A 13,708-nucleotide genomic window follows, 5' to 3' on the forward strand; every position below is an offset into this window, starting at 1 on the left:
CGCGTTGTTATGGGTTTTGCATCTTCATGTTCACCGTCATGGCCTCAATCATGCGGGCATAGATGGCGTTTAGCTGCTCAATCTGTTGGGCCATGCGTCGGCTTTGGTCATTAATCTGGTCGATTGTGCCGATTTGCTGACTTGCTCCTTTGAGCTGCATCTCGTAAACCTTGGTGATACCTGTGAGCGTTCGGTTGAGGTTTTCCATCTCTTCGCTGTCTCGTGTGAGGCGTGCGCTTTGCTGACTAACCTTTTCCAACGTCTCGGTAAGTTTGTTTAGCTCGTCGATATAACGGCTCGTAGCCTCTACCACTTCGATGTCGGCCAGCAAGGACGAGCCTTGAGCGGTGCTTGCAGCAGGCGGCGTGTGGGCGTTGGCGTTGGCATGAGCCGCAGAAACCGCACCTGTGGGCGTGGATGCGTTGGCCGAAACAACCACTGTGGGCTGCTGAACGCCGGCAACAGACTGCCTAACGGCTGCTGCTTGCTGCTGCTGAATGGCGGCGACGGGCGGTTGTTGAACCGCGGCCACACGTATTTTTGTGGGCTGTTCGGCACTGATGTCCGTGCCTTCAAGATGCTCTTTTGTTACGTGCGAGGGCAAGTCCATGCCGTCGGCCGTCTTGTCGAAAGGCCGGTCGAAGGCCGAAAGAAAGAACACCACTACCTCTGTTCCCATGCCGAAGAAGAGCATGAGGTTGGCACCGGGCAAGTGTGTAAGCTTGAAGAGTGTACCAAGGATAACGATAGATGCGCCCCAACTGTATGCGTAGTTGAGGAAAGTTTGTCCGGGAACGCTATCCATCCACTTTTGCAGACGATAGACGAGGTTGTATTTACTGTACGATGTCATTTGCTTTTTTGCTTTTGAGGTTTGCCCGTGGACGTTGTTGCCAGGCTTCTAACACAGCGAAAACCGATGTATGCGCGCGGTTGGTTTTGGTATTCCCAGCTACGCCACGCACTGCGGATGTACGATTCGGGGTCTTTCCACGACCCACCCCTCACGCTTTTCTTCTTCAGTCGGTAGGGATCTTCCTTAGCCGCCTTGTAATCCAGCTGCGGGTTGAGGTCGTTCATGGCGTCAACGCCGGCCTCGGTGTATATGGTGCTGGTCCATTCGGCCACGTTTCCGGCCATGTCGTACAGGCCATTGCTGTTGCTTGGATAGGCACCAACACGACTCGTTATGAGGTTTCCGTCTTGCGTATAGTCGCCGCGGTCGGGCTTAAAGTTAGCGTAGAAACAGCCTTGTCCGTTCTTTACGTTGGGATTTTCCCAAGGAAACTCGGCTCCGCTTTTGCCGCGGGCTGCATATTCCCACTCGGCCTCTGTGGGTAATCGGTAGCGTTGCACGAAACGAGCCACCGCTCCCAGGCCTTTAAGCAGATAATCGGTGCGCCATGCACAGAAGGCGTTGGCTTGCTCCCACGTTACGCCCACTACGGGATAGTCGTTGTAGGCAGGGTTGCTGAAGTAGTTGCGAAGATACACTTCGTTGTCCGAGTTGGTAAAGTCGTTCACCCAGCAAGTAGTGTCGGGATACACGTTTACTATATAGGTGTTGAGGAAATCCCACGGCCCACTAAGCTGTCTGTTGATGGTTTCGCTCACGATATTCCCGTTGTCGTCCACGTATGCCGTGTCTTTCGATATCATCACTTCTTCGTTCGGGTCGACGGTACGGTCGGTATTGAGGTTGCGCTCTTGTGGCAGGATGCGGTTTTTGCGCAGTGCGGCCGTTGTATAGTCGTAAATCTCGTAGCGATAATTCAGCTGTCGGTAGTCGAGAAGTTTCTCTCCCGTAACGGGATTGGTTACATACAAGCTCTCGATGGCGCGCTGTTCGTCTTCGTTAGGCTTGCGTGGTAGCGGCTTTTTCCAGTTCACCTGCGGCCGAATGGCGTTTCCGTCCTTGTCTTCGGTAATCATATAGGACTCGTCGCCGCCGTAAGCAGGGTCGGCCAAGCGTGTGCGCAGGATGCTGTCGCGCACCCAATTCACAAACTGTTTGTACTTCGAGTTGGTCACTTCAGTTTCATCCATCCAGAATCCATCCACCGAAATGTCTTTCACAGGCGTGTTCTTGCCCCAAAGACTGTCGCCTTTCTCGATGCCCATCTTAAGGTATCCACGGCCCACACGGGTCATTCCGTAGGGCGTTGGCTCAGCGAAGTTCTTGCTCGAACCCACACCAACCACTTCACCACCACGTCCCGAGGCGGAAATACCTTTGCCGCCGAAACATCCTGAAAGCATCAGCGACAGGCCAAAGGCGCACAGCGCCAACACGAATTGCCTTTTTCTCTTCATCATCTGTTTTATCCAATCAACACGAGCCGCACTCCCCAGTATGCCATCTAGCGGCAAACCGCCCGTTGCCCAAGGCCTTTGCGTTGGGGTGCGCCCTACAATAGTCTTACGCTTTTATGTTTATTCTTTCCTTTTTTAATGAAATTCAGTTCCTGCTCGTAGCCCACGAACAGCTCGTGACTGCCGTTTCCCGGCTTGATGGCCGAGGTGTACATCTCGTAACTATACCCCAACACGATGCCGTGAAAGCGACCGCCAACCATGCCCGTTACCGAAATGGTGGGCGCATAGCTCACGCCTGCGTACAACAAGCGTTTCTCGTTGGTGTATTCCACGCGTGTGGAGATGTCGGCACGATAGCCTGTGCCGTCTGTTCGCACCAAAGCCGAGGGTTTTATCTTAACAAACGGATTGCGTAACGAAATATTGCATCCGCTCGTTAGATAATATGTGGGGGCAACGTGCAGCTCGTGGCGTTCGCCTAGTTCAACGGTTGGCGAATTAAGGTGTTGTGCCGATAGTCCCACATACCATGTTCGGGCCATGTAATAGAGGCCAACGCCCAGGTCGACGGCGTTTCCTGTCTCTTCGCTTGTGGGTAAGGCGTGGTCGTTTGCATCGGCCGGGTCTAGTCGTGTGCCGTCTATGTTCTCCAACAGCAACGCCCCTTGCAGTCCCAATCCCAATGTTGCGCTGCCCAGTTTCAGCTTATAGACATATTGTAGGGCAATGCGTTGGTGTTTGAAAACGCCTATTTGGTCGTTCATTAGCTGCACGCCTGCGCCGTGGTTCATGCCTGCGAACACGAAAGGCATGTCTACCGCGAGCACCATTGTTCGCGGATTGTTCTCAAAACCCGCCATACTCATGGCGTAAGCCCCCGTTATGTTAAGCTTCGGCTGCTTGCCCACGGCGGCAGGATTGAACGTGGGTTCGAGGTCGAAGTAATGCGAAAAGGTCGCATCGTATTGGGCTCTGGCCTCCGAAAAGCCCAGAACCAGCCACAGCGTAATGATGGTTAAACGTTTCAACACGTAGTGTATAACGCGCGGCAGGCGGATATATTGTGCGTGGCGGGTGAATTTTTGAATCTTTTGCTATTGAATGTTAAATATGTAATTTGTAAGAAAAATTTTCACTTAATTACTTGCGCATGTCGCTTTAATAATCTATTTTTGCGGAAAATGTAAGACGTGAAATTATGAGAAGCTTACATCTCTTTTCTAAAGAAGCATCGTTCATGGCACGCATTCTACCAATTCGCGGTGTTTGACTGCTTGGTTGGCTCATTTTGAATTCCAACCAACTCCTTATTTTTGTTACCACATTTTTGGTTTAGGTGAAAAAATCACAGAGCAATCATTTGTTTACTGAGAACAAAGCAACCTCTACTTTAATTTAGAAATTACCACATGCCTAATAAATTGCATGTGTAAAATTTCATTAGATCACACTCAACAAATTAACAAAAACACATTCCCTATGAGAAATCTTACTATTTTACTAATGCTATTGCTTTTGTGTACATGCAGCAAAATGCAAGGGCAATATATACAAAGCTATAACTACACTTATACTTATAATGCACAAGGCAGTTGCACTTCCCGTGTTCACGTTAGTTCCCACTCCAATAATGGCGACATAAAATACCCCAAACTATCAGAGGTAGAAGTTTCACCAGTCCCTAATTTTGACACTCAGATTACATTGTGGGTAAGAGGAATGCCTAAGGGGCAATATGCATCATACCTCATGACTAATTTGGGCGGGCAGGTTATCTTTAAAGGACGGACAGGAAATGGAAGTCTTACCTTAGCAACTGGTACATTGCCAAGGGGGCTCTATATACTAAATGTAAATGGTGCAAGAATAACGAAATCTTATAAGTTATCTAAAGGGATGTTTAACAAGCCAAGTAATTGATACTTTCAAGTAACTCCCACACTTGTAAAAGATTTATTCCGTTCAAAGAAATATCGAATGAGGAATATAACTTGTTGCATACTCAAAGCTGGGAGCATCTTGAACTAGAGGACTCAAACGCTGTCTTTTTGAACTTAGAAATAGCTCCATTGAATTGATTTTGCATGCAGACAATGCATATTACTGCTTATTCCCACACGGGAAGGAAACATTGCTTGTTGAGGTTACATGTATAGGCTTTGCCATTCATGGGTTCACTATGTAAGTGACATCCAAATTTGTTTCTTTTCAAAATAACGCTTTATGTAACCCCTTTAAGATAACAGAAACAATGACGTTATTGCTATCTGTGTAAATTACACACCCACTTCAGAATGACAAGTGAAACGTTTGATGCAACAATCTAGATTGTGTTGCTACAATCTTGCAGGAGGTTACTCCCAAAAAACGAGATTTGAAAAGAACGCATTCACTTGAACGCAGAAATAAAGAAGTATACCTAAACTTTAAATGTATGAGAACGTATTTACTCACGCTACTATGCTTGTTAGTGGCAACAAAAGGTTTCACACAGGAACGCCTTTATACAGAAAAAGAACATGGAGGTATCGAAAATGGTGTCTTCGGCAAAATAAATGATGAGATAAATGTCTCTCCCACGGGCCAATTATCGTACGAAATACCTATACCTACCATCCCAGGAACGGCTGGAATGAAGCCAAATTTATCAATAAGTTATAATAGTTCCACGAAAAACGGTTTAGCAGGATATGGTTTTGACCTTACGGGACTATCCATCATAAGCCGTGTTCCTTCTGATAGATTCCATGATGGAACTTCGACGGTAATAGGCTTTTCACGAAGCGACCATTTTGCATTAGACGGACAGAGGCTATTCAATTGCTCTTACTCTACAGAAACAACAAATGAATATCGAACAGAGAACAACTCTTTTGCAAGAATTATAGCAAAAGGAAAGAGTATAAATCCCGACTCATTTATTGTATATACAAAGTCAGGGCTGATTTATGAGTATGTTCCAGTGGCAATAGCCCTAGGCAAGACAAAAACAGATTTCACCCTGTTTTGGCTAGTATCTAAAGTGACAGACACAAAGGGGAATTATTTTACTGTCACGTACCGAGGCGAAGCTGAAACCAATGATTTTTATCCGCACAGAGTTGAATATACTGGAAATGCAGCTGCTGGCCTTACCCCTTATGCTTCTATTAACTTTTCATACAGAGACAATTTTTATTCTCCCGTGACCTATATTACAGGAGTAAAGGTTCAAAGAAGCCAGCTCCTTTCGTCTGTCTCCCTATCTATGCAAGGGCAAACAGTAAGAACTTTTAGTCTCGATTATCAGGTTGTAAATCGTAAGTATCAGCTTTCTAAGATTACGGAAAGTGGTGTGGGACGTGAAAACAAGAATCCTACACAACTGACATGGAACAACCTTAACGATTTCAACGTAAAGAATTACGACTATTCCAAAACAAGCTTTATCCATAAAGCCACCTTGGCCATAGGTGATTTTAACGGTGATGGATTAGCAGATTTTATTGCCACACCAGAGAATAACGATGCAGGTTGGAAAGGTTGGAAACTTTTCATCAGCCACGGAACTTCTTTTGAACTTGCTGCAAGTGGAACTTGGAATTGGAACGACGATGATCTTGAGCAAGTGGTTTGCGGAGATTTTAATGGTGATGGTTATACGGATGTGGTTGCAAAGAGATGTGTTTCTGGAACATGGCATAATTGTGATTTGTACACTACTTCCGTGGATGCCAACAAAAAGGTTCATTTAAATTTCTCCAAATGTTTTATCTCACTTCAAAGCAATTACACCATTCAAACAGTCGAACTAAATGGTGATGGGGCAGCTGACCTATTCGCTTGGCTTTCTGACTCGCGGGAATGCAAACTAATATATTCAGTAGAGGGCGAGTACGGCATAAAACCTCTTGATTATACTGCCACTCGTTATTGTTCTGCTAATTGGGATCGAGTGGAGTTCGGAGATTTCAATGGCGATGGACTAACAGATGCCATGAACCTTAACGAGTACGGAAACAGCATCATGTACAGTGATGGTGCGGGAACGATGACTAAAGAGGATTGGACATCATGGCCCGACAAAAGGCATTATATGGAGTTAGGTGACTTTAATGGTGACGGTAAAACAGACATGCTCCTTACGGGATGGACGGCTAACCCTAACAGTGGGGGCTGGAATGATTGGTGTATAAATTACTCAAAGGGAGACGGAACTTTTACGAGAGAGTATTACGAAAAACCTTTCGATGCTCGCTCAAAGCATCTTTTCATTGCTGACCTAAATGGAGATGGTTTCGACGACATGCAAGCCGTAGACAACACATCCTCAGGCTATAATATGACACGGCCCCAAGTTTATCTTAATGATGGTAAGGGAAACTTTTACCAGCAGATCAAGGGGGAGGCAGTATATGCTACTGATAAATGGCACTTCTACGTAGGAGACTTTAATGGTGATGGTAAAGCTGATTTTGTTTGTACATCCGATTGGAACAAGAGCTGGTGGGATGGTTATCAACTTTATTTGATGCCATCTACTAAGAATTGTCTTCTCACAGGAATTAAAGATGGACTAGGAAACACCACAAATATCGAATATAAATACTTAACTGATGACACCGTTTTTAAAAGGGGTGAAACAAACCGTTATCCCCTTGTTTCTATAGGCTCGTCATGGCCTGTTGTTGCATCAGTTTCGACACCAAACGGAATTGGCGGAACAAACGTTACTTCCTACAGATATGAAGATGCGCTTTTCCATAAAAATGGACGTGGGTTGTTGGGCTTTGCAAAGTGTTATGTAAAAGACGAAGCAACAAATACACTGACAACTACGGATTATGCTGTCGACAAGCGAGCGTATGTAATTGCACCAAGTCATAGCCAAACAACGATTAACAACAAGGTGATTGACGAAAGCGACTATACCTATACGTTTAAAGCAGACTACTCTTATTCAATTTATTTTAATCACATATACACCTATATGCCAGAAATGGTTCACCAAAGGAGCTATGAATTTAATACAGGTGAATTGATAAAGGATGTAAAGACTAATTATGAGTACGATAATTTTGGGAACACCACAAAGACAATTATTAAAGATGGAGACGTAGAAACAATCACAACCAACACGTTCACCAACAATACGGATAAATGGTTCTTGGGTAGGCTTATGGAAAGTATCGTTTCCAAATCTTATGAAGGCAATACGATAACGCGGAAGTCTGCTTTCGAATACGATCAAAGTTCAGGATTACTGTCTGCGGAGGTCTTTGCACCAGACAACGCTAACCTAGGCTACCGTAAGACCTATGTCCACGACAACTTTGGAAACATCATTAAAAGTGTTGTGTCGCCGCTTGCTCATAATTCCATCGAAAGGGTTACTCAAACCATTTTCGACACCAAAGGAAGAAACATAATCCGCTCAATCAACAGTCTAGGCTTTACCGAAACTTCAACATTTAATGAGGCAACAGGGCTTGTTACAACTTCTACGGATAAGAATAACATTACCTCTAATTACACTTATGATGCGTTTGGCAATCTTGTCACGGCATCCAACCCCATATCAAAGGCGTTAAAAACAATAGGATGGAGTTCCAAAATGCCTGACGCTCCAACAAATGCTTTGTATTTTGAATGGAGCAAAGTTACAGGACAGCCTGCTGTCATCGAGTTTTACGATTGCCTAGGTCGCTTGTTGAGAAAGGTTACAGAGTCGATTAATGGGAAGAAGGTCTGCATAGATCATACTTATAATAAACGGGGACTTATAGAGAAAAGTTCCGAACCATACTATATTGGCGATCAACCATTATGGAATTGGAACGAATATGATGATGCTGGTAGAACAACGACACAGATTGCCTCTGATGGAAGTCGTTATACATTTCAGTATGCAGGGCTTAAAACCACGGTGTCAGATCCTCTCGGCCATGCCAGTACAAAGGTTAGTAACCTTAATGGCCTACTAGTGGAAAGCATTGACAATGCAGGGACAAGCATCACTTACAAATACAATCCTGACGGAAAGTGTATCGAAACAAAAGGGCCAAGAACAACCATTAGCTGCGCTTATGATATGGTGGGTAATCGAGTAGGCCTAAACGACCCGGATTTAGGATTTTCAGAAGATACCTATAATGCATTCGGGGAACTTGTTGCACACAGAGATGCGCACGGAGAAACTAGATATGTATATGACGCAGGCGGACGCATAAAAGAAGAACTCCGACCGGATGTAGAGGTCTTTACTAGATATGATAACGGTTGGAAAGGCGCAATAGATGTGGCTTTTTCAGAAGGTCCTCCTAAGTCTCATAACTTATATTCCTATGATAGTTATGGCAGGGTTGTTAAAAAACAGACATTAATTGATGACAAAGAATACGATATTGTCTATACTTATAACTCAGCAAACCAAGTTGAAACGATAAAATATCCTTCAGGACTCAAAATCAAATACGAATATGATGCGTGCGGGATACAAACCTCGGTTGTGAATGCCGATAACCAAAAGGTGTATTGGAAACTACTAAGCCTAGATGCAAGAGGACAAATAGAAAAAGAAGAATACGGAAACGGCCTTGTTACAACAACTACCCATGACCCCAGGAAGGGAACCATTGCCAGTATTCTAACCCCAGGGGTACAAAATTGGGGCTATAAGTTTGACCCCGTAGGTAATCTCATCGCACGCCACGACTTAAAAAGAAACCTCGAAGAGGTCTTCACCTACGATGACATGTATCGTCTCACCACTGTTAGCAAAAATGGACAGGTAAAACAGTCCATGACTTATGACAATGCAGGCAACATAACCAGTAAGTCTGATTTAGGAACATACACTTACCTAGACGGTTCAAACAAACTGCATGCCATTAAAAACAGTAAAAGCCCCCTTACAACATGGGATGGTATCACCTACAATTCTTTCGATAAGATCACGGTCGTAGAAGCTCGTGGCACATTCATGTACATAGGATATGGCGTTAACAAATCTAGGGTATTGACCGACATTGATGATACCCGTAGATATTATGTGGATAATTTGTTCGAACAAAAGATTAAGAACGGCAAAGTTAGTAACACCAACTATATACTTGTTTTTGATAAAGCAATTGCCATCGTATCTCAAGAAGACAATGGTAGCAGCAGTATTAAATACCTGCACCATGATCATTTGGGTTCTATCCAGGCATATTCTGATGAGACGGGCAAGCTTTTTCAAGAGCTTAGCTATGATGCATGGGGGGTAAGGCGTAATCCTGACACTTGGGTCGAGTTTTCTGTGCTGACATCAAGCAACGCTTACAACGACCATGGTTTTGGGGGACACGAGCATATCGACATATTCGAAATGATAAATATGGACGGCCGGATGTACGACCCCATTGTAGGCCGCTTTATCTCTGCCGACCCTTTCATTCAATCACCAGACCTTTCACAAAGCCTCAATCGCTATGCATACTGTATAAACAATCCACTTTCCCTAATCGACCCATCAGGTTATAGCTGGTTTAGCGAAAACTGGAAAACTATCACGGCATCTATCGTTGGAATTGCTGTAACCGTTGTTACCGCGGGGTCGGGCAGTGGAGCTGCTGTTGCACTCATTGCTGGTGCTGCAGGTGGAGCTGCTGGTGCATTAACAGGTGCTCTACTAAATGGAGCAAACATTGGGCAAATAGCTAAATCAACCTTTATTGGTGCATTTTGGGGTGCCGTTACAGGGGTCGTGAAGAACTATGTAGGAGACATTCAACAATTTTGGCTACGCATTGGCGCGCATACGCTTTCAGAGGGAGCACTTGAAGGTCTGCAAGGTGGTAATGTTATTCATGGTTTCATGATGGGAGCAACATCTTCCTTAGGTAGCAGTTTCATTGAAAGCAATCTCAAACCTCTTGGTAAGGTGGCCGAGGTTGCAGCCAATTCTATTCTTAGCGGAACGATCGACGAAATAGGTGGTGGCAAGTTCGCAAATGGAGCAATCACAGGGGCATTCACAATCCTATTTAACGATATGATGCACACAGATGGAACAAAGACGAAGCAGCAAACCAACGATGACGACAACAGCAATCAACTTGCAGGATCGCTGGCTCTTGCCGGTACTGCTCTGCTTGTCGATGATGCAACAGGAATTGGGGTAATAGACGATCCCATCGCCTTCGCTCTCTATGCTACAGCGGGTGCAATCATAACATGGAACAGTGCCACCGCTATTTATAAGGGGATTAAAGACTCTTATTTTAAACCAATGGCAGCAGAACATACAAAAAATAAATGCAAACAAACAAGGGATAAACACACGGGGAGGCGATCTGGAACAAGATATAATCAAAATCAGGAAGCAAAAAAAGGGGAAAAAAATAAGAAACATAAACCGGACCCCAATCCAAACAAAAGACATTAAATTATGAGTAAACTAGCACAATTGATAGAGCAGAATCGGTTTAAAGCCGCAGAAAACCTGCTGCGGAAAAAGCTCGAACAGGAACCTGAGAACGTCTATTTCCTCACCCAACTAGCAAATGCGCTGTGGAACCTCAATAAAAGCGAGGAGGCATTGAACTATGCCGACAAGGCCAAAAGCATTTCTCCCACCAATCCGCTAACGCTTTTTACCCGCGCCCGCGTTCTTGGCTCGTTGCACAAATTCGAAGAGGCTGCTGCCGAATGGGAGGAACTCATCAGCATGGGAGAAGCGGAGGTGGCTGAGAAAGGTTTTGGAAAGGGTTGGGCAAAGTCGGTGATTAACGATGCCCGATATTATAAAGCAGCCGCTCTGCAAGCCCTTTTCAGAGACAAAGAGGCACTCGCCCTGATGGAAGAACACCTGAAACATCGGGGCAAGGGCGTACAAAGCGACTTCACAAAAAAGGAAGCTACGTTGCTATATAAAGAATTGAAATACAGCGATTTCAGGCCTTATGTAAGTGAAACAGCCGAGGGCTTCTCCACAAGCAAGCAAAACAAGCAGGTCTTTAAAAGGCTAAACGAACTGGAAGATGCCAAGCAATGGGATAAGTTGGTGCGTTATCTTAAAGGTGTTTGCAAACGGTATCACAGGGAGTATTACTATAAAACCTTGGTGTCTGAATACTGCATCAAGGCAAAAAACAAGGCCGATTGCCTTAAATATGCCGAAGAGGCCTTTGCACAAGAAACTAACGACCCACTTGTGAAGTACACATACGCCGTGGCATTGAAGTATTGTGGCCGAAACGAAGATGCCTTGGCGCAGTTCGAAGGCCTTGTTGCACTAGGCCTAGACTACATCGCTTACTCGGAACATGGCGAGGGAATGCGCTGGGCAAAGAAAATTGTGCGGCACTCGCAGCGGTATATCGAGGAAATCAAGCAAAAGGAAGAAACAGCAGAAAAGCATTAAAAGCAAGATGTATGAAGGCATATACCTGCGCGACGGAATGGAAAGGGCAAGGGCGTTTTTGGCAGAGCAAGTGAAGGCTCATCCCGAGAACACGCAACTGCGGAGCATGTTAGACGATTGGGCAGACGTCGCCAATGGTTTCGAGCAAGAACGTACCATGCACTCCAAAAGCCCGTCTACCTGCCCTTAACCGCGCACAAAAGGCGGTGACGAAAGTCACGCCTGTTGTGCGAAAGCAGAAACATAAGCAACTAAAAGCTCTAACTAAACAATGTGGATATGGACAAATTAAATCAACTAATAAGGCAGAAGAAATATAGGGCGGCAGACAATTTGCTGCGCAAGATGGTGGAGCAGGCACCAGAAGACGGCTATCTGCTCACCCGGATGGCAGTTTCGTTGTGGAATGATCGCAAAAACGAAGAGGCACTGCAATATGCGGATAGGGCAAAGAAGGTTGAACCAACCGACCCCTACGTTATTTATACGCGTGCCCGCGTGCTTTGGGCGTTGGACAAAAACGAAGAGGCGATTGCCGAATGGGACAACATTCTGAATATGAGCGAGCACGACTTGAAGGAAAGCGGGTATCGCCCGATGTGGATTAAGACGTTTGTTAACGAGGCCAGATATTACAAAGCCCTTTCCCTTCGCGCGCTTTTCAGAGAAAAAGAGGCACTCGCCCTGATGGAAGAACACCTGAAAAATAGGGGAAAGGGCGTACGGAGCAACTTCACAAAGAAGGAGGCTACGCTGTTTTATAAAGAACTGAAATACAGCTATCTCAATTCGGAAGTGGATTATTCGGATGAAGGTTACGCCACCAGGCCACAGGCCCATCGAATAGAAGGGAGGATGGAAACACTGGAAGAGACCAGGCAATGGGATAAGCTGGTGCGTTATCTTAAAGGTGTTTGCAAAGGTTATCCTAAGGAATATTATTTCCATGTGCGACTGTCTGAATACAGCAAGAAGGTTGGGAACAAGGCCGATTGCCTTAAATATGCCACAAACGCCTTTGCACAAGAGCCCAACGACCCGTTGGTTAAATATAATTATGCCGTGGCATTGATGTACTGTGGCCGAAATGAAGATGCTTTGGCGCAGTTCGAAGGCCTTGTTGCGCTAGGCCTAGACTACATCGCTTACTCGGAACATGGCGAGGGAATGCGCTGGGCAAAGAAAATTATGCGGCATACGCTGCGGTACATTGACGATATTAAACGAAGTTGTGTTGACTTCTAAACTTTCTATAAATTGAGAGGAGTCTGTTGTCTTTGTGATGCCGACACAGGATAAACGCTCCTCTCGCATAGCAAGTGCAGGGTAATTCGCTTGCTTCTAATTAACAAGTTGACGAGTTGACCAGTTTCACAAGTTGACGAGTTAACAAGTTGACGAGTTTACCAGTTGACCAGTTGACGAGTTAACCAGTTAACACGTTGAGGAGTTGACACGTTGAGGAGTTGAGGAGTTGTCGAGTTAACCGGTTGACTAGTTAACCAGTTGACGAGTTCACAAGTTCACAAGTTGACAAACTCATCAACTCACATACTCGAAAACTCATCAACTTACGAACTCATCAACTCATCAACTTACAACCTCCTCAACTCACAGCTCCATCAACTCAAAATCTTAAATCCGATATTTTTATTTTACAACACTGCTCTTTTCTTAGCTCCGTTCTAGCGAAAATGTCGGTTAAAAAGTAGGTAAATGACTACTGTTTTTAACCTTTCAATCCTTTCGTCTTGTCTGCTTTTGAGAAGGCAACCTGCGTTTTGCACCATTTTGCCTTTCTAGTTTGGTTGCCAACCCATTATTTTTTTACGCCCAAATACGCCCTTTTGGTGCCTAAAACCCCACTTTTTGATGGCCATTTTGCCCTTTTTAGCCATGTTTTTCATGGTTCTAAGAGGTTTTGTCTATGCTGCGGCAGTGAATTTTTATGCGTTTTGTCTTGCGTTTTGCCCCATTTTGCACTGCATTTTGCACCATTTTACCTTG

Annotated in this window: 8 protein-coding genes; 5 read left to right on the plus strand and 3 right to left on the minus strand. The window is 45.0% G+C overall.

Translation table 11 applies throughout. The features are described 5' to 3' along the window. Positions 1 to 7: 7 nt before the first annotated feature. From gldL to HMPREF2955_RS11280, 3 genes are all read right to left on the minus strand, one after another. Positions 8 to 853: a type IX secretion system motor protein PorL/GldL gene (gene gldL / locus HMPREF2955_RS11270; RefSeq protein ID WP_070723581.1), complete on the minus strand. Its 846-nt coding sequence runs from the start codon at positions 851 to 853 to the stop codon at positions 8 to 10. Next, the gene (locus HMPREF2955_RS11275) at positions 850 to 2,313 is read right to left on the minus strand and encodes a T9SS ring complex lipoprotein PorK/GldK (RefSeq protein ID WP_070723605.1); all 1,464 of its coding nucleotides are present in this window, start codon (positions 2,311 to 2,313) and stop codon (positions 850 to 852) included. Before HMPREF2955_RS11275 ends, gldL begins: the two co-directional genes overlap by 4 nt. A 95-nt stretch (positions 2,314 to 2,408) precedes the next feature. Then, entirely contained in the window at positions 2,409 to 3,347 is a 939-nt protein-coding gene (locus HMPREF2955_RS11280; RefSeq protein WP_070723582.1) for a PorP/SprF family type IX secretion system membrane protein, read from the minus strand. Between the two features lie 448 nt (positions 3,348 to 3,795). Here HMPREF2955_RS11280 and HMPREF2955_RS15925 point away from each other — a divergent pair, with 448 nt between their 5' ends. The 5 genes from HMPREF2955_RS15925 to HMPREF2955_RS11300 all read left to right on the plus strand — a co-directional run bounded on the left by HMPREF2955_RS15925 (position 3,796) and on the right by HMPREF2955_RS11300 (position 12,946). Next, a complete protein-coding gene (locus HMPREF2955_RS15925) occupies positions 3,796 to 4,236 on the plus strand; it encodes a T9SS type A sorting domain-containing protein (RefSeq protein WP_139145553.1) in 441 nt (146 codons plus the stop codon). A gap of 514 nt (positions 4,237 to 4,750) precedes the next feature. Next, positions 4,751 to 10,723 (plus strand): FG-GAP-like repeat-containing protein, encoded by a 5,973-nt coding sequence (locus HMPREF2955_RS11285; protein WP_070723583.1) that lies wholly within the window; start codon positions 4,751 to 4,753, stop codon positions 10,721 to 10,723. 3 nt (positions 10,724 to 10,726) lie between these two features. Beyond that, positions 10,727 to 11,701, plus strand: a complete 975-nt coding sequence (locus HMPREF2955_RS11290; RefSeq protein ID WP_070723584.1) for a tetratricopeptide repeat protein — start codon at positions 10,727 to 10,729, stop codon at positions 11,699 to 11,701. 7 nt (positions 11,702 to 11,708) lie between these two features. Then, complete coding sequence (locus HMPREF2955_RS11295) at positions 11,709 to 11,891, plus strand: hypothetical protein (RefSeq protein WP_139145554.1); 183 nt, start codon at positions 11,709 to 11,711, stop codon at positions 11,889 to 11,891. A gap of 89 nt (positions 11,892 to 11,980) precedes the next feature. Next, positions 11,981 to 12,946, plus strand: coding sequence for a tetratricopeptide repeat protein (locus HMPREF2955_RS11300; protein WP_070723585.1), 966 nt, complete (start codon positions 11,981 to 11,983; stop codon positions 12,944 to 12,946). Positions 12,947 to 13,708: the final 762 nt, after the last annotated feature.

This window comes from Prevotella sp. HMSC073D09, from assembly GCF_001814145.1.
Classification (GTDB): Bacteria; Bacteroidota; Bacteroidia; order Bacteroidales; family Bacteroidaceae; genus Prevotella; species Prevotella conceptionensis.